This window comes from Methylobacterium aquaticum (assembly GCF_016804325.1).
Classification (GTDB): Bacteria; Pseudomonadota; Alphaproteobacteria; order Rhizobiales; family Beijerinckiaceae; genus Methylobacterium; species Methylobacterium aquaticum_C.
Map to the genome: position 1 here is coordinate 4714840 of NZ_CP043627.1, position 20139 is coordinate 4734978.

Below are 20139 nucleotides of genomic sequence, written 5' to 3' on the forward strand. Positions count from 1 at the left end.
GGGCCGCCCTTCCGAATCGTCAGGCGCGGCTCAGTAGCAGCGGCGCACCTTGCGCACCACCACCCGGCCGAAGGGCCCGCGGGTGCGGGTCACCTTGACCGTGCAGCGCGGACCGCGGCGGATCACCCGGCGGGTGACGTACTGCGCCTGCTCGATCGAGGCGACGGGCGCGACGCTGTGGCCGGGGGCGACCGGCAGGGCCGAGGCCGGCGTGAGGCTCAAGCCCGTGGCGAGGGTGGCGGCGATCCCGAGGACGACGGCTCGCATGACGAGGCTCCCTGTCTGGTGGGTTGGGGGCGCCTCGATCGCCGTTAGCGCCTGAACGTCCGGTTAATGCCGTGGATGCACCGGGGATGCGCGGTGCGGCGCGTTGCGCGGAGCCGGAGCCTCGTCTAACTCATCGTTCCATGACGACCGAGCACGACAAGATCCTCATCATCGATTTCGGCAGCCAGGTGACCCAGCTCATCGCCCGAAGGGTGCGTGAGGAGGGGGTCTATTCCGAGATCGTCCCGTTCCAGGCGGCCGAGGCGGCCTTCGCGGCGATGAAGCCGCGGGCGGTGATCCTGTCGGGCGGGCCGGAATCGGTCACCGTCGAATCCTCGCCGCGGGCGCCGCAGGCGGTGTTCGAGGCCGGCGTGCCGGTTCTCGGGATCTGCTACGGCGAGCAGACCATGGCGGCGCAGCTCGGCGGCGAGGTCGAGGGCGGCCACCACGCCGAGTTCGGCCGGGCCGAGGTCGAGATCATCGCCGACAGCGCGCTGTTCCGCGGCGTCTGGCATGTCGGCGAGAAATATCCGGTCTGGATGAGCCACGGCGACCGGGTGACGAAGCTGCCCGACGGCTTCACCACCGTGGCGATCTCGCCCAACGCCCCCTTCGCGGCGGTGGCGGACGAGGACCGGAAATTCTACGCGGTGCAGTTCCACCCCGAGGTGGCCCACACCCCCCACGGCGCGCTGCTGATCCGCAACTTCGTGCGCGACATCGCCGGCTGCACCGGCGACTGGTCGATGGCCGCCTTCCGCGAGGAGGCGATCGAGCGGATCCGCGCCCAGGTCGGCGGCGCCAAGGTTTTGTGCGGCCTCTCGGGCGGCGTCGATTCGGCGGTGGCGGCGGTGCTGATCCACGAGGCGATCGGCGAGCAGCTCACCTGCGTCTTCGTCGATCACGGCCTGCTGCGCCAGGGCGAGGCCGAGGAGGTGGTGCGGCTGTTCCGCGACCACTACAACATCCCGCTCGTCCACGTCGAAGCCTCCGACCTGTTCCTCGGCGAGCTTGCCGGGGTCACGGATCCCGAGGTCAAGCGCAAGACGATCGGCCGCCTGTTCATCGACGTGTTCGAGGCCGAAGCGAAGAAGATCGGCGGCGCCGACTTCCTGGCGCAAGGCACGCTGTACCCGGACGTGATCGAGAGCGTGTCGTTCACCGGCGGCCCGTCGGTGACGATCAAGAGCCACCACAATGTCGGCGGCCTGCCCGCCCGCATGAACATGAAGCTCGTCGAGCCCCTGCGCGAGCTGTTCAAGGACGAGGTGCGGGTGCTCGGCCGCGAGCTCGGCCTGCCCGAGGCCTTCGTCGGCCGCCATCCCTTCCCGGGTCCGGGCCTCGCCATCCGCTGCCCCGGCGAGATCACGGGCGAGAAGCTCGATGCGCTCCGCAAGGCCGATGCGATCTACCTGGAAGAAATCCGCAAGGCCGGCCTCTACGACACGATCTGGCAGGCCTTCGCGGTGATCCTGCCGGTCAAGACCGTCGGCGTGATGGGCGACGGGCGCACCTACGACCACGTCTGTGCCCTGCGCGCCGTCACCTCGGTCGACGGCATGACGGCGGATTTCTACCCCTTCGACATGGCGTTCCTGGGCCGGGTCGCGACCCGGATCATCAACGAGGTCAAGGGCATCAACCGGGTGACCTACGACATCACCTCCAAGCCCCCGGCACGATCGAGTGGGAGTGATCCGGGTTCCGGGCGACTCGTCCGGAACCGGAAGGTGGGGCCGGCGCCACACCGAGCCCCGCGCCGCGGCATAGGCCGAGAATTCGACTCAACCTCCGGCACCAAATCGCCTAGCGTGCGCCTCGAAATGGTGAGCGTCCGCGGAACACAGCCCGCGGCGCGATGGGGCTGTGCGTCGATGGGGAGTGAAGCGATCGCGATCCGCACGGACGACGACGATGCGGCCTCCGCGCTTCACGATGCCTGGTCACGCCTCGTCTGGAACGCGACCGATCCGGCCCTCTGCCTTCTCGATCCTCACGGGCGGGTCGTCGCCTGGAACCCCGGCGCCGAGCACCTGACCGGTTACCTGGCCGCCGAGGTGGTCGGCCGCACCTTCGCGTATGGCGAGGCGCCCGAAGATTCCGCCGCGGCGCTCGCGGCGGTCCGGGAAGCCGGGCGGCACGAGACGGAAGGGTGGTGGCCGCGGCGTGACGGCAGCCGGTTCCGGGCCAGCACGGTCATCACGGCGATCCACGACGGCGACAGGCTCGCCGGCTTTGCCCAGACCATCCGCGACGCGACACCGCGCGGGGAGGAGGGCGGCCAGTTCGAGGCGGTGGCGCTGATCCTCGACCTCGCCCTCTCGACCATGTCGCAGGGCCTCTGTCTGTTCGATGCCGACGGCCAGGTGCGGCTCCTCAACCAGCGCTTCTTCGCGATGTTCGCCGCGGCCGGCGGGCGCGACCTCGTCGGGATGCCGGTCGCGGCCCTGTGGGCCCTCGCCTTCGCGGAGCCGGATGCCGGGGAGGGGGCGGGCGCCGCCCTCCTCGCCGGGCACGAGGCCGGGCTCGCCCGCGGCGAGGCGGTCGTGGTGCCGACGCCGGACGGCCGCGCCATCGCCGTCGTGCGCCGGGGCGTCCCGGGCGGGGCCTTCGTCGTCACCTTCGAGGACGTGACCCGCCAGCGCGAGGCCGAGCTGGAGATCATCCGGCTCGCCCACCACGACGCCCTCACGGGTCTGGCCAACCGCACGATGCTGTGGCGGCGCCTGCGCGAGAGCGCCGAGGGCGGACGGCTGCCCGCCGGCACCGCCTTGCTGTTCCTCGACCTCGACGGCTTCAAGGCCGTCAACGACGATCTCGGGCATCAGGCGGGCGACGCGCTGCTGCAGCAGGTCGCCGACCGCCTGCGCCGGGTCCTGCCGCCAACCGGGCTCGCCGCCCGGTTCGGCGGCGACGAATTCGCCCTGCTGCTCCCGGGCGTGGCCGGCGACCTCGCCGTCTCCCTCGCCGAGGGCCTGCTGATCGAGCTCGCCCGGCCCTACGCGATCGAGGGCCAGCGGCCGCGCCACGTCACCGCCAGCATCGGCATCGCCTTTTCGGAGGAGACGACCTCCCCCGACGCCATGCTGCACCAGGCCGATTGCGCGCTCTACGCCGCCAAGGGCGCCGGCAAGGCCGCCTGGCGCCCGTTCACGCCGGAACTGCAGATCGAGCGCAGCGACGAGGAGCGCCTGGAGCAGGACCTGCGGCACGCCATCGCGGCCGGCCAGCTCGGCGTCGCCTACCAGCCGCTCATCGGCCTCTCGCACGGCGCGGTCACCGCCCGGGAGGCGCTCCTGCGCTGGACCCATCCGGGCCGCGGGTCGATCCCGCCGCGGAAATTCATTCCGCTCGCCGAGAAGTCGGACCTGATCCGGGTGCTCGGCCTGTGGATCCTCGACCGGGCCTGCCGCGATGCCGCCGCCTGGCCCGACCAGGCCCGGATCTGCGTCAACGTCTCGGTGCGCCAGCTCGGGGATGGCAGCCTGCCGCGGGCGGTGCAGGAGATCCTGAAGCAGACCGGCCTTACCCCCCGGCGCCTCGAGCTCGAGATCACCGAGACGGTGCTGACCAACTCCACCGAGGGCATCGTCGACGACCTGCAGCTCCTGCACGCCATGGGCGTGCGGATCTCGCTCGACGATTTCGGCGTCGGGTTCTCGTCCCTCGGGCGCCTGCGCGCCTTCCCGTTCGACCGGATCAAGCTCGACGCCTCGTTCGTGCGCGACGCCGTCGAGCGGCCGGATTGCCGGGCGATCGTCGGCGTGGTGGCCGAGCTCGGCCGGCGCCTCGGCATCGAGACGGTGGCGGAGGGCGTCGAGACGCCGGCCCAGCTCGCGGTGGTGCACGAGGAGGGTTTCACGGAGGGGCAGGGCTACCTGTTCGGCCGCGCCGTCCTGACAGCCCCGGCGGCGTGAGCCGCCGGGGCTTGGTGTGGGTCAGGCCCGGCTGTCGCTCAGGAGATCGGGCCGGTGTGCTTCTCGAGGAGCGCCCAGGCGTCGTCGCCGAACTTGCCCTTCCACTCCTTGTAGAAGCCGGCCGATTGCAGCTTGGCCTGGAACGCCTTGGTGTCGACGTCCTGGATGGTCAGGCCGCGGGCCTTCAGGTCCTGCTCGGTCGTGCCGGCGCGCTGGGCCATGTCGGCGCGCTGCGCCACGGCCTGGGTGTTGAAGTGCTTGGCGATCACGGTCTTCACGTCCTGCGGCAGGCCGCGCCAGACCTTGCCGTTCGACAGGAGCCAGAAGCCGTCCCACATGTGGTTGGTCTTCGAGAGGTACTTCTGCACCTCGTAGAGCTTGGCGTTGTCGATCAGGGTCAGCGGGTTTTCCTGGCCCTCGGCGATCTTGGTCTGGAGCGCCGAGTACACTTCCGCGAAGTTGATCGTCATCGGGGCGGCGTCGAAGGCCTTGAACATCGAGGTCCACATCGGGCTCGGCGGGACCCGGATCTTGAAGCCCTTGAAGTCCTCCGGCTTCAGGATCGGCCGGGTCGACGAGGTGGTCTGGCGGAAGCCGTTCTCCCAGATACGGTCGAAGGCGTAGAGGCCCGACTTCTCGATCTGCGCCCGCACATGGGCGCCGAAATCGCCGTCCATCGCCGGCCACAGCTTGTCGTAGGACGACCAGGCGAAGCCGACGCCGCTGATCGAGGCCGCCGGCACCAGGGTGGCGAGGATCAGCGGCGAGAGGGTGAAGAATTCCAGCGCGCCGGAGCGCAGCTGGCTCAGCATGTCGGTGTCGCCGCCGAGCTGGTTGTTGGGAAACAGCTTGATGTCGACCTTGCCGCCGGTCTCCTCGCGGATCCCGTCCGCGGCCTTGGTCATGAAGACCGTGAGGGGGTGGCTGATCGGGGTGTTGTTGGCGGCCTTCAGGCTGAACTCGGCCGCATGCGCCCGGGTGATGCGCAACACCGCCGGTCCCGCGACGGCGCCGGCGACGGCGAGATGGAGCGCGCGGCGGCGCGTGAGCGTGGTCATGGCATCCTCCCTGGAAGACCCGACGAATCCGGGTCGATGGTTGTCCCGCATCTCGGGTGCGGGTCCGTCGTGGCTTAAAGCACGTTTTTTCCGCTCCGGCATCCGCCCCGCGGCCCCCGCCGCGCCGTTTCCGTCGCGACGATCGGGCCGCCCCGGCAAGTCGCCGTTACGCGCGCGCCGAAATGCTCTAAGGAGGGCGCCTCCGCATCACGCGGGCGGCCCGCGATCCCCTTCCGGACGCGGCGCCGGCCCGGAAGGCTCGCTGTTCCACCCATCATGCCGCTCGTCCGCTCGATCCTGTTCACCGTCGCGTTCTATCTCGCCACCGCCGGGATCATGATCCTCGGCCTGCCGACCATGGTCAGCCGGCGCAGCGTGGTCTGGCTCGCCCAGACCTGGGGCCGGACCATCCTGAAGCTCCTGCACCTGATCGTCGGCCTGCGGGTCGAGTTCCGCGGGCTGGAGCATCTGCCGGCCGGGGGCGTGCTGGTCGCCGCCAAGCACCAATCGGCGCTGGAGACCCTGGCCCTCGTCACGGTGCTCGACGACTTCACCTACATCCTCAAGCGCGAGCTGATGTGGCTGCCGCTGTTCGGCTGGTACCTCGCCCGCAGCGAGATGGTGGCGATCGACCGCTCGAAGGGCTCCCGCGCCCTGGCGCTGATGAACGAGGAGGCCGCCGCCGCCATGGCCGATGGCCGCCGCCTGATCATCTTTCCCGAGGGCACGCGCCGTGCGGTGGGCGCCCCCCGGCCTACAAGTACGGCGTCGTCCACATGTACGACCGCCTCGGCGTGCCGTGCCTGCCGGTCGCCCTCAATACCGGGGTGTTCTGGGGCCGCCGCCGCCTGACCTACCGGCCCGGTACGGCGGTGATCGAGTTCCTTCCGGTGATTCCGCCGGGCCTTTCGCGGGACGCGTTCCATGCCGAGTTGCAGCAGCGGATCGAGACCGCCTCGGATGCCCTGGTGCGCGAGGCGGACGGCACAGGCGCGGCGCGGGCGTAGGGGGGTGATGCTCCTCCGGTCGACGACGACGTCCGGCTTCCTGCCCCGCCCTCGACCTCGTCCTGAGGTATCGGTCCATCGGGGATGGATTGACCTCGACGGAGGGCTCCAGGGATCACGGAGCTTGCTGGAGGTCTCCTTCGAGGTCGGCCGATCTTCGATCGGCTAACACCTCAGGATGAGGCCGAGGGTGGGAAGGACGTCGGAAAAATCCGTCCTGTCCCTCGAAATCCGACTGTTTCGATCCGGATCCGAACGCTGCGCAAGCACAGCCTTGGAGCCGTCGGTGGTCGAACATGAACTCTTCGTAATCTTGAAACGATGTCCCCGCCTCGTGCATTTCATGGGCCTCACCAACAGGAGGCCATGATGCGTTGGACGATGGCTGCAGGCGCTGCGATCCTGTCTCTCGGCGCCCTCGCCGGCACGGCGACGACCGCGGAAGCGCGGGACGGCTGCGGTCCCGGATTCCACCGGAACTGGCGCGGCTGGTGCCGCCCGAACGCCTGGGGACCCCGGGTCTATTACGCCCCCGTCGTCGGCTACCGCACGGTCGTCGTCGGCCCGCGCTGGGGCTACGGCTGGCGTCGCGCCGGCTGGCACCGGCCCTGGGGCTATGGCGGCGGCTGGCGCCGGGTCGGATGGGGCGGCGGCTGGGGCCACCACCACGGGTGGGGCCATCACGGCTGGCATCACCGCTGGTAACCGGGCGCGCGGCGGCCTTGGCGGCCGCCGCGCCACCCTGCCCGGAGCGTCGGATCGACCCCGGCTCTTGAACCTCGCGCACACCCTCGCCAGATCGTCTTCATACCGATCGTTCGCGCTTGACGGACGTCCGGGATCGGAACTAGGCTGGAACAAATGGCGAACAAACGAGCCCTGTCCTGGTCGGTGGCGATGCGGGACATCCAGAACGACCGCGCGAGGAGAATGGACGTGCGTGAGGAGCGCCTGAGAACGGCCTCGAGCCTGCGCGGCACCCCGGCCCTGCCGCTGAGTGCCTGGCGCGGCCAGTCCGGCCGCCGCTACGTGGTGGGGATCCACGCCCTCGACGACGATCCGGCGGAGGTCGGCGAGGCGGTGGTGATCGCGGTGCGCCGCGGCGGCGACGGCACCGCCGAGCTGGTGGCGGTGGCCGCCGCCGGCGAGAGCCCGCGCGAGCGACTCGCCCGCGGCTGGCTCACCCGCGCCCGGGCCCGTGGCGCGACCGAGATGCATGTCCACCGCTTGGCCGAGGACGCCGCGGCGCGCCGCGCCGTGGTGGCGGATCTCGGCGGCGTGTCGGCGTGATACCAACGGTCGTTGGAAACGACCTTTGGTTCCGTTCTCGAATTTTCGTCGAGCCTCTGGCTTGGCATAGACAATTCGAGATGGCTCAAGGGCCCGATGCGTCGGCATCTTGGGCCATTGGTATGAGGCGTCGTCAGTAGATCGGGCCGGACGACCAGGTCGGGCTCGAGAGCGGCAGCGGCTCCGGAAGGGCCCGCGGCTCGGCGATCATCGCCGGCCGCGCCGGCGGCGGGACGTAGGCGTGGACCGGCGCAGGGGAGGGCGAGCGGGCGACCTTGGTCGCGGTCTCCCGGGCGCTCGTCGGCGACAGGCCGTAGGGATCGTCCTGCTCGACGTCGATCGGCGCCGGCTCGGGGGCCGGCTGCCAGGCCGGCGGCTTCCTGCGGATCGGCGAGAGCGGCGTACCGGGGGGCGGCAGGCGCGATTCGTACTTGATCAGCGGCTTGCAGATCCGGCGCAGGCCCCGGGGATCGTGCCGTGCCAGATCGAGATGCAGGTGGTCGTAATGGTAGACGTTCGACCCCGGCGCCAGCACGGTCGTGAAGTGGTTGCACGCCCCCAGGAACACCTCGCGCAAGAAGCCCTGCTCGGCTTCCGTGCCGCGCCAGCCGCCCTTCACCGTCACCACGTAGCCGTCGGCGAAGCGGAAGGACATCACGTCGACGGCGTTGCCGAAGGAATGCTCCGAGAGCTTGGCGCCGACCTGGTTGTTGCGGCCGCGGCAGGAATACGAGCCGGAATTCATCTCGACCACCGGCTGGCCGAAATAGATCTCGGCCGCCGGCTGCACCGTGCCGGCGAGCCAGGCCTCGACCTCCGGGATGATCGGGCAGGCCAGCGTCATGCGCTGCTTGAGCGCCACCGTCCCGCCGGCGAGCCGCGTGACCCGGAACGGATGCACCATCCCGCACACGCCCGGCCCGTCGATCTCCTTGACGGGCTGGATGTCCTCGCTCGGACGAACGAGTTTCTGGGCGAGGCAGACCTCTTCGGCCTGATTCCGCCACGGTTCGCGCTGCTCAAACCGGTTGAGCGCGCATCCGGTAAGCCCCAGGCCGAAAAGCGTGAAGGCTGAGAACGCTACGATGCCACGACGCATGATGCGGACAATGCGCACGATGCCGTAAACACGCCGTCAACCTCGGCCGTTAGCTTCTGGCCCAGGATGGGTCGGTCCGCACACGCGAACCACATTCTCCGTGGGACGGTTCGCTCACGCGAACCTTTTGGCTCCCGCCACGCACAGGACCACCAGCCCGGTCACGGCGATCATCGCCGGGGCGACCGGCTCGCCGAGGAGCAGGCCCGCCAGCGCCAGGCCGAGGAAGGGCTGGAGCAGCTGCAACTGGCCCACCCCGGCGATGCCGCCCGCGCCAAGCCGCGATACCAGAACACGAAGCCGACCAGCATGCTGAACACCGAGACGTAGGCGAGGCCGGCCCAAGCCGGCCCGCCGACCTGCGCCACCCCCGCCGGCCGGGTCGCGAGGGCCAGGACCAGCATCGCCGGCAGGGACAGGACCAGCGCCCAGGAGATCACCTGCCAGCCGCCCAGCCGGCGCGACAGGGCCGCGCCTTCCGCGTAGCCGAGCCCGCAGAGCAGGATGGCGGCGAGCATCAGGAGGTCGCCGGTAAACGACCCCGCGCCGCCCTGGACGAGGGCGAAGCCCGCCACCGCGGCGCTGCCGACCAGCGAGAACAGCCAGAATGCCGGCCGCGGCCGCTCGCCCCCGCGCAGGACGCCGAACAGGGCGGTGGCGAGCGGCAGGAGGCCGATGAACACGATCGAATGGGCCGAGGTGACGTGCTGGAGCGCCAGCGCCGTCAGGAGCGGGAAGCCCAGCACCACGCCGAAGGCCACGATGGCGAGCGACAGGAGGTCCGACCGCGCCGGCCGCGCCTGCCGCAAACCCCACAGCAGCGCCGCCCCGAGGAGGGCCGCGATCACCGCCCGGGCCGAGGTGAGGAAGAGCGGCGAGAAGCCCCCCACCGCCACCCGCGTCGCCGGCAGCGAGCCGCTGAAGATGACCACCCCGAGGAGCCCGCTGCCCCACCCATCCGCCGACCGTTGCATCGCTCACGTCTCTTTCACCGGTGAGACCGGATGAGGCGCGGGATCCCTCCTCCCCGGGTGGGAGAGGGGAGACCCACGCCTCATTCTGTCTCCGAATCTGTCCACGACCGGCGACAGGAATACGGCTCCCGGTCTATCTGCCGAAGGCACGGTCCCATACGGTTGCGCCGAACTGTATGGGTGCCTGCACCCACATGGCCGGGGACGAGGCGATGGCGGAAGGCGGCCGCACGGCGGCGGTGATGGCGGCGATCCGGGCCCGGATCGCCGCGCGGGGGCTGGCGCCGGGGGAGCGGCTGCCGTCGATCCGCGGGCTCGCCGCCGCCATGGGCGTCTCGCCCTCGACGGTGGTCGAGGCCTATGAGCGCCTCGCGGCGGATGGGGCGGTGCGCTCGCGCCCCGGTTCCGGCTTCTACGCCGCGGCGCCGGGTCCGCTGCCGGTGCTCGCCGAGACCGGCCCGCGCCTCGACCGGGCGGTGGACCCGCTCTGGGTGTCCCGGCAATCCCTCGACGGCGAGCCGGAGAGCCCGAAGCCCGGTTGCGGCTGGCTGCCGCCGGCCTGGATGCCGGTCGCGGCGCTCCGCCGCGCCGCCCGCGGCCTCGCCCGGGCCGAGGATTCCGTGCTCACCAATTACGGCGCCACGCGCGGACCGCTCCCGTTGCGCCGGCTGCTGTCCCGGCAATGCGCCGCGGAGGGGCTGGCGGTCGGCCCGGACCAGGTCCTGCTCACCGGCTCGGGCACGCAGGCGATCGACCTGATCTGCCGCCTGCTCGTGCGACCCGGCGACACGGTGCTGGTCGACGACCCCTGCTACTTCAACTTCCAGGCGCTGCTGCGCGCCCACCGGGCCAACGTGGTCGGCATCCCCTTCACCGAGGCGGGACCGGACCCGGAGCGTTTCGCGCAAGCCGCCGCCGCGCACCGGCCGCGGCTCTACGTCACCAATTCGGCGCTCCACAACCCGACCGGCGCCACGCTCTCGCCGGCCGTCGCCCACCGGCTCCTCAACGCGGCCGCCGCCCACGACGTCACCATCGTCGAGGACGACATCTTCGCGCCCTTCGAGCCCGAACCCTCGCCGCGTCTCGCCGGCCTCGACGGGCTCACGCGGGTGATCCGGATCGGCAGCTTCTCCAAGACCCTCTCGGCCTCGATCCGCTGCGGCTACGTCGTGGCGAAGCCGGACTGGATCGAGGCCTTGATCGACCTCCAGGTGGCGACGAGCTTCGGCGGGGTCAGCCCGGTCGCGGCGGAACTGGTCGCGGGCGTTCTCGGCGACGGCCAGTACCGCAAGCACCTGGATTCCGTGCGCCGCCGCCTCGACCGGGCCCGGCGCGAGGCCGCCGAGCGGCTGGCTCCCCTCGGCATCCGGCCCTGGCTGATGCCGCGGGGCGGATTCTATCTCTGGTGCAGCCTGCCGGAGGACCGCGACGCCGCATCCGTGGCCCGGGCGGCGCTCCGCGAGGGCGTGGTGCTGGCGCCGGGCGACGTGTTCAGCGTCTCGCGCACGGCCGGGTCGCGCATGCGCTTCAACGTGGCGCAGATGGCGGATGCGCGGGTGATGCCGGTGCTGGAGCGGGCGCTGGCGGTGCCGGAGATGTGAGGCGGGCCGCTGGTCGTGGTGAGCGATCCGGATGATCGTGGCCGATGCTGCCGTGAATCCGGTCGGTCGCGGATGACACGCGGGGCATCACCTCGGCACCCGGGAACTCCCGGTTTATGTACGGTGATGCGTACAGATGGAGAAGGCCGTGACGCATGTGAGCCTGACTGATTTCCGACAGAGCATCGCGACCCACTTCGACCGGGTCGAACGCGACCGGGAAGAGCTGGTGGTCACCCGTCAGGGTCACGAGCCCCTGGTGCTGCTCCCCCTCGCCGAGCTGAACAGCCTGCGGGAAACCCTGCACCTCCTCGGCTCGCCTGCCAATGCGCGGCGCCTGATGCGGTCCATCGAACAGCTCGACGCTGACCAAGGGATCGAACGCTCTCTGATCGAGGACGACCGGTCCGACGAGGCGACCGAGGGATGAAACTCGCCGTCTCGGACGATGCCTGGAACGAGTATCTGTCCTGGAAGGGCGAGAGCAGCGCAACGCTGCAACGAATCAACGACCTCATCAAGGAGATCAAACGAACTCCGTTCACCGGGACAGGCAAACCCGAGCCCTTGAAATTCAAGCTCGAGGGTTGGTGGTCGCGCCGGATCTCGGGGGAACACAGGCTCGTCTATCGCGTGAGCGGTTCCGGCGCGGCGCAGACGCTCGAGATCGCTCAGTGCCGGTGGCACTACGACGATTGATCTCGCGGAAGGGCGACGAAGGGCGGCCGGGGATGGGCCGGGCATCACCGCGGACGGACAATGGGGCTGCCCGGGACGAGTGGTGCGGGCGGTCGGACTCGAACCGACATATCCGTGAGGACGGCGGATTTTGAGTCCGCTGCGTCTACCAATTCCGCCACGCCCGCGCGCGGTGAAGCCCCTCTCCTGTGCCGTGGGAAGCGGGAGCGTGTCAATCCCGTGCGGTGCGGCCGGAGCCGGGATTGCGGTGGGAGCCGCGCGGCTCCTTGGCCTGACCGTCCTTGGCCTGACCGTCCTTGGCACTCTCCGGCGGCGCGTTGATGCCGGGCGCGATCCCCGGCGCGATCTCCTCGGCGCTCGGACCCGCCTTCGGGTCGGGCGCCGGCAGGGTCGAGATCGCGTGCGGGCCCTTCACGGTGGTGGTGATTCCCGCCGGCGAGACGGCGGCGCCGTCCGGCCGCCGGGGGCCGAGGCGGTCGACGAAGGCGCTGAATACGTCGCGCAGGCGGTCGCCGGGCTCGGCATAGGCCCCGACCGAGACCGTGGCGGTCATGCCGGCGACGAGGGCGATGCCCGTCGGCACCGCCTCGATGCGGATGCGCACCGGCACCCGCTGGGCGAGGCGGACCCAGGTATAGACCGGATCGACGCTGGGCAGCCCCTGCGTGCTCGCCGCGGCGTTCGGGGTGCTGATGCCGCGGGTGATGCTGTCGACCCGGCCGCGGATCGGCGCGGCGTAGCCCATCAGGGCGGCGGTCGCCGGGTCGCCGACCCGGATGTGGTCCATCTTGGTCTCCTCGAAATAGCCGTCGATCCAGTACGAATCGGCGTCGATGACCGAGATGTTGGACGTGCCCGCGGCGGCGTAGTCGCCGACCCGCAGGAGCAGGTTGGTGACGTAGCCGTTGACCGGGCTCTTCACCTCCGTGCGCTTCAGGTTGATCTCGGCCTGCGCGACCTGGGCCTGCGCCGTGGCGAAGGCGGCCTCCGCCTGCTTGGCGACCCCGGCATATTGCTGCTTCTCCTCGATCGAGGTCGAGACCGTGGTCAGCGCCTCGCGCCGCGCGGCCTGGGCGCGCTTGACCTGGAGGTCGGCGGCGCGGTTCTCGAGATCGGCCTTGGCCGAATCGAGCGCGACTCGGAAGTCGAAGGGATCGATCACGTAGAGCACGTCGCCCTTGCGGACGAGCTGGTTGTCGACCACCCGCAATTCGGTGATCTGGCCCGAGACCTGGGGGGCGATGCGTGCCACCTGCACCCGCACCCGCCCGTCCCGGGTCCAGGGCGCGGTGACGTAGTATTGCCAGACGATCAGGGCGGCGAGGGCGGCGAGCACCAGCACCACGAGGGTCGCCAGGATCCGTAAAACCCGCCGTCCCCGGGTCGTCCGCTTCACCGCCACCACACTCTCCTCGTTTGATACCCGACCGATTGCTTCGCGATGCGGATGTCGGATTCGTTCAGGCGCCGCGCGGGCCGGTGTGATACGAATTCCGGACAAGTCCCGGCGGAAGTCGCGTCACACCAGCACGATCAGCAGCGCCAGGATGCACATGTAGATCCCCGCCTCGGCCAGCGGCGGGTTCGCGAAGACGCGCTCGAACCGCAACAGGCGCAGGAGCGGCCGCAAGGCCAGCAGGATCGCCAGCGCGAGGGCCGCGTAGACGACGAAGGGGGAGACCAGCACCCCGCCGATCGTCAGTTCGTGAAACATCGCCTAGCGGGTCCCCCACAGGTCGAGGCGCCGCAGCACCCGGCCCTGTCCTTCGACGACATAGGACGCGCTGGCGAGGTCGGCCACGACCCGTGTCGCGATGCGGCGCGATTCGGCCGGCGTGTCCCGGGCCGCGGCGAGGAGGGCGGCGCCCGCCTCCCGCAACGGCCCGGCTTCGGCCCGCCGCAGGGCGCTCCTCGCCTGGCGCACCGCGTCGTCATAGGCTGCGGTTCCGGCGAGCCGGTTGAGGCCGGCCTGCGCGCCGGCAGCGGCGGTGTCCAGGGCGGCGAGCGCGAAGGCGTGGCGTAGCGAGGCGCGGCGCACCGCGCCCGCGGTGCCGGCCCAGCCGGCGAACTGCACCACCCGGTCGGCGTCGAGGTTGACCCGCTCGTCGGCCTCCTGCGGCTCGCCCGACAGGGCCTCGATCACGTCGGCCCGGGCCGCCCGGAGCGACCAGCGCCGGCGCTGGGCGTCGGTGGTCGGCAGGACGATCCGGATCACCAGGAACAGGATCAGCCCGGCGACGCAGAACAGCACGCTCGCGTTGATGTAGGATTCCGGGTTGTAGGGCTGGGGATTGGCCGGCGACAGGACGACGGGGAAGAACACCAGCAGGATGAAGCCGAGGCTCGCGGTCGCCGGCCGCAGGCTGAGCAGGCAGGCGGTGACGATCACCGGCGCCATCGCGATGGCGAGCAGCGGGAAGCCCTGTCCGCCGTCGAGAAGGATGAACTCGACCACGCCGGCGCAGACCGCCGCGAGCGGCATGCCCCACAGCGCGCCGGTGGCGAACCCGATCGGGTTCGGGTTGATCGAGGCGAGAGCCGCGAAGGCGGAGACCTGGAGCAGGGCCGCGGAGGTGGCCGGCCAGCCGCTCAGCACGAACAAAGCGGCGCCGATCGCCACCGTGATGACCACCCGGGCGGCGTTGCGCAGGGCATCCGGAAAGTCGCGATGCACCGGCAGGCGCATGTCGCGCACCGGGTCGCGGCCGGTCTCCAAAGCCGCGATCCCGTCCTCGGCGAGGAGGTCCTGGCGTAGGATGTCGATGGCGCGCCGGTGCAGCAGCACGGCATCCGGATCGGCCGTGCCGCTCGCGGCGAGCGCATCGAGCCGGGCCACCAGATCGGGCAGGGCGTCGCGGTCGCCGTCGAGGCCGGCGACGACACGCCCTCTCAGGTCGTCCGGATCGCCGGAGCGCGCGACCGCCAGGGCGAAGGAGCGGGCCGCCGCCACCGAGGCGAACAGGGCCGCCACGGCGCTCCTCGCCCCCGCTGCCCGGTTCGCGCCGTCGTGGAACTCGGTCGCGACCACCCCGATCGCGTCGCGGGGGGCGGCCGCCAGGCGCATCGCGTCGGCGGCGTCCTCCGGGCCCGGGTCGCCGTCCCGGACCGCCCGGCGGACGAAGGCGCGCACCGCCTCGCGGGCCTTCCCCATGCCGGCCCTGAGATCGGGGAAGACGGAGGGCGCACCGAGCGCATCATTGATGAAGGTGATCGACACGATACCGAGCATGATCGCGGCGACGCGGCCGATGCCCGATTCGAACACCGATTGCGGTGCATCGATGTTGTTGATGGCGATGATCGCCACCGTGTAGCCCGACAGCATGGCGCCGTAGGCCTTGGTGCCCTGGAGGTAGTTGGCGACGAAGACGCACAGCCCCATCCAGGTCGCGAAGGCGACCAGCATCTCGACCCGGTCCTGCCCGAACAGGGCCGTGAACAGGATCGCCACCGCGAAGCCGACGAGCGTGCCGAGGAAGCGGTAGGCCGCCTTCGACAGGGCCTGGCCGCGCCTCGGCTGGGCGAGGATCGCCACCGTGACGGCGGCCGAGGACGCGCTCTCGAGCTGCAGCCAGAACCCGGCATAGAGCGCCAGCATCATGGCGAGCCAGATCCGCAGGGCGTAGGCCCAGGACGCGAGGGGCGGCGGCTCGATCCGGTCGAGGAGCGCGTCGATCCAGGCGCGCTTGCCCGTCGCCTCGGCCGTGCTCGCCGCTGCCGCGGTCACCTCGGCCATCCCGCGCCCCGCCGATCGATCGCGCCCGATTGGGATGCACAATCCGAATTCGATGATAGGCTGCGGGCGGCCGGGCAGCGATCCGGCTCGTGGCCCCGCGCCGCGCCAGAACAACCGGAAGAGGAAGCGCCGATGAGCAAGCCTGAGATCCGCGTGGCCACGTTCGCGGGCCCGGGGGCGGAACCCGTCATCCAATCGGTGCCCTGGCCGAAGGTTCCGCGCAAGGCCGCGCTGATCAAGGTCGGCGCCTGCGGCGTCTGCGGCACCGACCAGCACATCCTCAAGGGCCACTGGCCCAAGCCCCTGCCGTGGCCGTTCACGCTCGGCCACGAGATCGGCGGCGTCATCGTCGAGAAGGGCGACGCGTTCACCGCCGACTTCATGGAGAAGCCGCTCCAGGTCGGCTCGAAGGTGATGATCCCGCCGCTGATGCCGTGCGGGCACTGCTATTACTGCGTCCACTACCCCGAACAGGCCAATAAGTGCCTGACCCCGGTCTATTACGGGCGCTATCTCGGCTTCGACAAGGCGCCGCACCTGTGGGGCGGCTGGGCCGAATACGTCTATGTCGATCTCGAGATGCTGCCGGGCACCAAGGTCTACAAGTTGCCCGACGACATGTCCCTGCGCCTCGGCGCGCTCTCCGAACCCCTGACCTCCTGCATCCGCGCCTTCAACCGGGCGACCCGGGCCGGCGGCTTCAAGTGGGGCGACACGGTGGTGATCCAGGGCTCCGGCCCGATCGGCATCCTGGCGGTGGCCGCCGCCCAGGAGATGGGGGCGGGGCGGGTGATCTGCGTCGGCGCGCCGGAGGAGCCGCGGCTCGCGCTCGCCCGCAAGTTCGGCGCCGAGGCTACGATCGACATCACCGAGGTCACGACGCCGGAGGCCCGCATCGCGGCGGTGCGCGAGATCGTCGGCGGCTTCGGTGCCGACCTGGTGATGGATTGCTCGGGCCACCCGAGCGCAGGACCCGAAGGCATCGAGTTCCTGCGCGACGGCGGCACCTACGTCGAGATGGGCCAGTTCACCGATGCGGGGAAGATCGAGACCTCCTGGCACCGGATCTGCTCCAAGGACCTGAACGTCCTGGGTTCCTGGGCCTTCACCGGCAACGACCTGCCGCTGGGCGTCGACATGCTCTACCGCGCCCGGGACAAGTATCCGTGGCTCGAGATGCAGACGGTCTATCCGTTCACCCAGGAGGGCGTGTCGCAGGCGGTGAAGGACGCGATGGCGATGAAGACGGTGAAGTCGACCATCGTGCCGTTCCCGGAGCTCGTCGCCTGACCGGATGGCGTGGGGGGCGCGAAAGCGCTAGGTCGGGGGTTCGCCGATTCTCCCGATCCGGAGCCCACGCCGTTGCGCCTCGTTCGTCTCGCCGCCCTGTTCCTCGCCTGCGCGCCGGCGCTCGCCCACGCACAGGCGGGTCCCCAGCCCACCGGGACCTGGCTCACCGCCGGGGGGACGCGCAGATCCGCATCAGCCGCTGCGGCGCCGGTTATTGCGGCACCGTCGCCAAGGTGCTGACGGGCGAGTCGAAGGACGTGAACAACCCCGACGCCTCGTTGCGCGGCCGCAGCGTCGTCGGCGTGGCGCTCACCCGCGACATGCGCCCCGCCGGCGAGGGCTGGGAAGGCTCGCTCTACAATTTTCGCGATGGCAAGACCTATTCGGGCAAGCTCGCCATGAAGGGCCCGAACGTGCTCGAACTGTCGGGCTGCGTGCTGGGCGGGCTGATCTGCAAGAAGCAGCTCTGGACGCGGGTGGAGTGAGGGTGCGCGCTGAAGCCCTTCCCCCCTGCGGGGGAGGGGTGAGGCGCGACCTTTACAGCACCTCCACTCCCGCCCGGCTCGCCACCCGCATCTGCCACAGGCACAGCAGCGGCGTGACCACCAGTTCCATGCCGAGTGCTGCCAGCATGACGAGCGAGGGCACCCCGGTGAGCCAGAGTCCGAGGAGCCGGGCAAGGCCGCCCAGGACCACCACCATCGTCAGGAAGCGGAACAGCGAGGTCTTGGTCGCGATGCCCGGAATCGTCGACCAGAACAGCAGGCCGATCCCGAGCAGCAGGCCCGACAGGTAGCGGAAATGGCTGTCGGTCGAGACGTCGAAGGCGCCGCCGCCGAGGCCGGCCTGGCCGAACAGCACGCCCCAGAGCCCGCCCAGGACCGGCACGAGCCCCGCCAGGGCCACCACGCGCTGCAACGCCCGCCGCTCCGTCTCGTAGGTCATGCTCGCTCGCCGGTCAGCCCTGGGTCCTTCCCCACAATCCGCCGGGCGGCGCCCGGTTCACCAATGGTGCAGGACCACCGCCTCGGCGAGGCAGGCCGGCTTCGCGCCGCCCTCGATCTCCACCGTCACCCCGTAGGTCGTGCGCAGGCCGCGCGGCGGCACGTCGAGGGCGGCGGCCACCCGCACCCGGCCGCGCAGGCGCGCATTCACCACGACGGGGGCGGGGAAGCGCACCCGGTCGAGGCCGTAATTCAGGCTGAGGCGCAGGCCCTCCAGCCGGCGCACCCCGGCGATGAAGCGCGGCACCAGCGACAGGGTGAGGTAGCCATGCGCGACCGTGGCGCCGTAGGGCGATTCGCGCGCCGCCCGTTCCGGATCGACATGGATCCACTGGTGATCGTCGGTCGCCTCGGCGAAGCGGTCGATCATCGCCTGGTCGACGGTGACCCATGCGCCGACGCCGATCTCCTGCCCGATCGCCGCCTTCAGGGCCTCCGGCCCGTTGAAGATCTCCATGCGATGTCCTCCCCTTGCCGGCGCATTCTAGGGCCGGTTCGCCGGCACGGCCACGCGCGATCGGCGACGACGACCCGGGAAGAGTGTCATGCGGGGGGCTTCGTGGGGGAAGACGAAGCCGGCAAGCGCGCGCATCCCGCCTCGGACAGGCTAGGCGGACGAGCCGCGCCCTCGCTCTGCCGTCCGGCGCGCCAGTGTCTGCCTTCCCTTCAGGCAGGCGGTCGCTCGAGAGGCCCGGCCAGACATAACGTGCATCTGGCACGAGACATGCACCACTCCCCGCAGGCTGGCCTTACGGCCTGGGGGCAAGGACGCCCGAGCCTTGGACACGGATGTCCGACAGACGGGGGAGCGTGACCGGGTTATCCCGGAGCCGCGATCCTCACCCTGAAGCGCGTCGAAGACCCCCCGCGGGGCTGTGCGTGAGGCTCCGATTATGGCCAGTTTCAAGACCGTCATGAAGTCGGGTCATCCCCCGACCCTGTTCGCCGCGTTCCTGTATTTCGATTTCTGCTTCGCGATCTGGGTGCTGAACGGCGCCATGGGCCCGTTCATCACCGAGCACTACAAGCTCACGCCGGCCGAGACCGGCTTCATGATCTCGCTGCCGATCCTCGCCGGCGCGATCATGCGCTTCCCCCTCGGCGTGCTCGCCCAGTATATCGGGCGCAAGAACGCCGCGATCACCGAGATGTCGCTGATCGTCCTGGCGATGGCCTACGGCTTCTTCCTCGTCCACAACTTCACCGACGTGCTCGCCATGGGCGTGCTGCTCGGCATCGCCGGCGCCTCGTTCGGCGTGGCCCTGTCCCTCGGCTCGGGCTGGTTTCCGCCCGAGCACAAGGGCCTGGCGATGGGCATCGCCGGGGCCGGCAACTCGGGCACCGTGCTGGCGGTCCTGTTCGCGCCGCCGCTCGCCCAGGCCTATGGCTGGCAGGCGGTCTACGGCTTTGCCGGCGTGTTCATGCTGATCCCGCTCGCCGTCATGATCGTCTTCGCCAAGGAGCCGCCGGATCGCGAGCACCAGAGCTTCCGGCAGCACGTCTCCTGCCTGTTCGAGAAGGACGGCTGGGCCTTCAACCTGGTCTACGTCATCACCTTCGGGGGCTTCATCGGCCTGTCGAACTTCCTGCCGACCTTCTTCTACGAGCAGTTCGCCGTCACCAAGATCGAGGCCGGGCGGCTGACCATGCTGGCGGCCCTGATGGGCTCGGGGATCCGCATCCTCGGCGGCTATTTCGCCGACCGGATCGGCGGCATCCTGGTGCTGACCGTGGTGCTGCTCGCCGCCGTCGGCTCGTTCCTGATGCTCACCGCCGCGCCGACCCTGTTCGTCACCACGCTGCTGTTCATGTTCTGCTTCGCGGCGCTCGGCGCCGGCAACGGCGCCCTGTTCCAGCTCGTCCCCTTGCGCTGGCCGACCAACACGGCGGTGGCGGGCTCGATGATCGGCGAGGTCGGGGCGCTCGGCGGCGCCATCCTGCCGAACGCCATGGGCCTGTCGAAGCAATATACCGGCGGCTTCGCAACGGGCTTCCTGTTCTACGCCGCCTTCACGGCGGTCGTGCTCGGCTGCCTCGCCCTGTGGTCGCGCAAGTGGGTCGGCGTCTGGGTCGGCCCGCGCGGCAAGGTGCTGACGCAAGCCGGGACCGAGGCGCCGGCCGCGCCGGAGAACACCATCGGCGGGGTGCAGCGCGCCTGAGCTAGAGCACTTCACGATCGCGTTGCAATCGCGAA

Annotated in this window: 15 protein-coding genes, 1 tRNA gene and 5 pseudogenes; 11 read left to right on the top strand and 10 right to left on the bottom strand. The window is 70.6% G+C overall.

Translation table 11 applies throughout. From position 1 onward, the window contains the following. Positions 1-30: 30 nt before the first annotated feature. On the bottom strand, positions 31-267 hold the full coding sequence (locus F1D61_RS21515) for a hypothetical protein (RefSeq protein ID WP_203154031.1): 237 nt from the start codon (positions 265-267) through the stop codon (positions 31-33). Between the two features lie 140 nt (positions 268-407). Between F1D61_RS21515 and guaA the strand changes: the two are divergent. Together guaA and F1D61_RS21525 are read left to right on the top strand one after the other, a co-directional pair. Then, positions 408-1963 (top strand): annotated as a pseudogene (gene guaA / locus F1D61_RS21520) (glutamine-hydrolyzing GMP synthase). A gap of 262 nt (positions 1964-2225) precedes the next feature. Beyond that, positions 2226-4184: pseudogene (locus F1D61_RS21525) on the top strand (putative bifunctional diguanylate cyclase/phosphodiesterase); the annotation flags it as partial. A 38-nt stretch (positions 4185-4222) separates the two neighbouring features. On the opposite strand, the gene F1D61_RS21530 reads toward F1D61_RS21525, so the two are convergent. Beyond that, complete coding sequence (locus tag F1D61_RS21530; RefSeq protein WP_203154041.1) at positions 4223-5242, bottom strand: TRAP transporter substrate-binding protein; 1020 nt, start codon at positions 5240-5242, stop codon at positions 4223-4225. 276 nt (positions 5243-5518) lie between these two features. On the opposite strand from F1D61_RS21530, the pseudogene F1D61_RS21535 reads away from it, so the two are divergent. The 3 genes and pseudogenes from F1D61_RS21535 to F1D61_RS21545 all read left to right on the top strand — a co-directional run bounded on the left by F1D61_RS21535 (position 5519) and on the right by F1D61_RS21545 (position 7539). After that, positions 5519-6249, top strand: a pseudogene (locus tag F1D61_RS21535) (lysophospholipid acyltransferase family protein). Positions 6250-6618: 369 nt separating this feature from the next. After that, positions 6619-6954, top strand: coding sequence for a GCG_CRPN prefix-to-repeats domain-containing protein (locus F1D61_RS21540; RefSeq protein WP_432443161.1), 336 nt, complete (start codon positions 6619-6621; stop codon positions 6952-6954). A 156-nt stretch (positions 6955-7110) separates the two neighbouring features. After that, on the top strand, positions 7111-7539 hold the full coding sequence (locus F1D61_RS21545; protein ID WP_203154045.1) for a hypothetical protein: 429 nt from the start codon (positions 7111-7113) through the stop codon (positions 7537-7539). 133 nt (positions 7540-7672) lie between these two features. Here the strand turns inward: F1D61_RS21545 and F1D61_RS21550 are convergent, their stop codons facing one another. Continuing rightward, positions 7673-8638, bottom strand: a complete 966-nt coding sequence (locus F1D61_RS21550) for an extensin-like domain-containing protein (protein ID WP_203154053.1) — start codon at positions 8636-8638, stop codon at positions 7673-7675. Positions 8639-8752: 114 nt separating this feature from the next. Further along, positions 8753-9612, bottom strand: a pseudogene (locus tag F1D61_RS21555) (DMT family transporter). Between the two features lie 194 nt (positions 9613-9806). Between F1D61_RS21555 and F1D61_RS21560 the strand changes: the two are divergent. From F1D61_RS21560 to F1D61_RS21570, 3 genes are all read left to right on the top strand, one after another. Beyond that, positions 9807-11216 carry a PLP-dependent aminotransferase family protein gene (locus tag F1D61_RS21560; RefSeq protein WP_246775457.1) on the top strand — a complete coding sequence of 470 codons (1410 nt, stop codon included), beginning with the start codon at positions 9807-9809 and terminating at the stop codon, positions 11214-11216. A 136-nt stretch (positions 11217-11352) separates the two neighbouring features. Continuing rightward, positions 11353-11646, top strand: a complete 294-nt coding sequence (locus tag F1D61_RS21565) for a type II toxin-antitoxin system Phd/YefM family antitoxin (protein WP_246775458.1) — start codon at positions 11353-11355, stop codon at positions 11644-11646. Next, a complete protein-coding gene (locus F1D61_RS21570; protein WP_203154063.1) occupies positions 11643-11915 on the top strand; it encodes a Txe/YoeB family addiction module toxin in 273 nt (90 codons plus the stop codon). The genes F1D61_RS21565 and F1D61_RS21570 overlap by 4 nt, the downstream gene beginning before the upstream one ends. An 80-nt stretch (positions 11916-11995) precedes the next feature. Here the strand turns inward: F1D61_RS21570 and F1D61_RS21575 are convergent. The 4 genes and pseudogenes from F1D61_RS21575 to F1D61_RS21590 all read right to left on the bottom strand — a co-directional run bounded on the left by F1D61_RS21575 (position 11996) and on the right by F1D61_RS21590 (position 15651). Then, positions 11996-12082: transfer RNA gene (locus F1D61_RS21575), tRNA-Leu, on the bottom strand. A 362-nt stretch (positions 12083-12444) separates the two neighbouring features. Beyond that, positions 12445-13347, bottom strand: a pseudogene (locus F1D61_RS21580) (efflux RND transporter periplasmic adaptor subunit); the annotation flags it as partial. Positions 13348-13434: 87 nt separating this feature from the next. Further along, complete coding sequence (locus F1D61_RS21585; protein WP_203154065.1) at positions 13435-13629, bottom strand: DUF1656 domain-containing protein; 195 nt, start codon at positions 13627-13629, stop codon at positions 13435-13437. Between the two features lie 3 nt (positions 13630-13632). Further along, positions 13633-15651: an FUSC family protein gene (locus F1D61_RS21590; RefSeq protein ID WP_203154067.1), complete on the bottom strand. Its 2019-nt coding sequence runs from the start codon at positions 15649-15651 to the stop codon at positions 13633-13635. Between the two features lie 132 nt (positions 15652-15783). Here F1D61_RS21590 and F1D61_RS21595 point away from each other — a divergent pair, with 132 nt between their 5' ends. Both F1D61_RS21595 and F1D61_RS34400 read left to right on the top strand, forming a co-directional pair. Next, a complete protein-coding gene (locus F1D61_RS21595; protein ID WP_203154069.1) occupies positions 15784-16941 on the top strand; it encodes a zinc-binding dehydrogenase in 1158 nt (385 codons plus the stop codon). Positions 16942-17174: 233 nt separating this feature from the next. Continuing rightward, a complete protein-coding gene (locus F1D61_RS34400) occupies positions 17175-17426 on the top strand; it encodes a DUF2147 domain-containing protein (RefSeq protein WP_246775459.1) in 252 nt (83 codons plus the stop codon). A gap of 52 nt (positions 17427-17478) precedes the next feature. Here F1D61_RS34400 and F1D61_RS21605 read toward each other — a convergent pair whose 3' ends face one another. Together F1D61_RS21605 and F1D61_RS21610 are read right to left on the bottom strand one after the other, a co-directional pair. Continuing rightward, positions 17479-17886 carry a DUF4345 domain-containing protein gene (locus F1D61_RS21605; protein ID WP_203154071.1) on the bottom strand — a complete coding sequence of 136 codons (408 nt, stop codon included), beginning with the start codon at positions 17884-17886 and terminating at the stop codon, positions 17479-17481. A gap of 57 nt (positions 17887-17943) precedes the next feature. Further along, the gene (locus F1D61_RS21610; RefSeq protein WP_203154073.1) at positions 17944-18402 is read right to left on the bottom strand and encodes a MaoC family dehydratase; all 459 of its coding nucleotides are present in this window, start codon (positions 18400-18402) and stop codon (positions 17944-17946) included. Positions 18403-18838: 436 nt separating this feature from the next. Between F1D61_RS21610 and F1D61_RS21615 the strand changes: the two genes are divergently transcribed. Then, positions 18839-20104, top strand: a complete 1266-nt coding sequence (locus tag F1D61_RS21615; protein ID WP_203154075.1) for an MFS transporter — start codon at positions 18839-18841, stop codon at positions 20102-20104. Positions 20105-20139 lie beyond the last annotated feature (35 nt).

Coding starts and splice junctions, on each gene's coding strand:
- F1D61_RS21530 (WP_203154041.1), bottom strand. CDS start 5,242: ATGACCACGCTCACGCGCCGCCGCGCGCTCCATCTCGCCGTCGCCGGC.
- F1D61_RS21615 (WP_203154075.1), top strand. CDS start 18,839: ATGGCCAGTTTCAAGACCGTCATGAAGTCGGGTCATCCCCCGACCCTG.
- F1D61_RS21515 (WP_203154031.1), bottom strand. CDS start 267: ATGCGAGCCGTCGTCCTCGGGATCGCCGCCACCCTCGCCACGGGCTTG.
- F1D61_RS21550 (WP_203154053.1), bottom strand. CDS start 8,638: ATGCGTCGTGGCATCGTAGCGTTCTCAGCCTTCACGCTTTTCGGCCTG.
- F1D61_RS21590 (WP_203154067.1), bottom strand. CDS start 15,651: ATGGCCGAGGTGACCGCGGCAGCGGCGAGCACGGCCGAGGCGACGGGC.
- F1D61_RS21565 (WP_246775458.1), top strand. CDS start 11,353: ATGGAGAAGGCCGTGACGCATGTGAGCCTGACTGATTTCCGACAGAGC.
- F1D61_RS21585 (WP_203154065.1), bottom strand. CDS start 13,629: ATGTTTCACGAACTGACGATCGGCGGGGTGCTGGTCTCCCCCTTCGTC.
- F1D61_RS21605 (WP_203154071.1), bottom strand. CDS start 17,886: ATGACCTACGAGACGGAGCGGCGGGCGTTGCAGCGCGTGGTGGCCCTG.
- F1D61_RS21570 (WP_203154063.1), top strand. CDS start 11,643: ATGAAACTCGCCGTCTCGGACGATGCCTGGAACGAGTATCTGTCCTGG.
- F1D61_RS21595 (WP_203154069.1), top strand. CDS start 15,784: ATGAGCAAGCCTGAGATCCGCGTGGCCACGTTCGCGGGCCCGGGGGCG.
- F1D61_RS21610 (WP_203154073.1), bottom strand. CDS start 18,402: ATGGAGATCTTCAACGGGCCGGAGGCCCTGAAGGCGGCGATCGGGCAG.
- F1D61_RS21545 (WP_203154045.1), top strand. CDS start 7,111: ATGGCGAACAAACGAGCCCTGTCCTGGTCGGTGGCGATGCGGGACATC.
- F1D61_RS21540 (WP_432443161.1), top strand. CDS start 6,619: ATGCGTTGGACGATGGCTGCAGGCGCTGCGATCCTGTCTCTCGGCGCC.
- F1D61_RS21560 (WP_246775457.1), top strand. CDS start 9,807: ATGGCCGGGGACGAGGCGATGGCGGAAGGCGGCCGCACGGCGGCGGTG.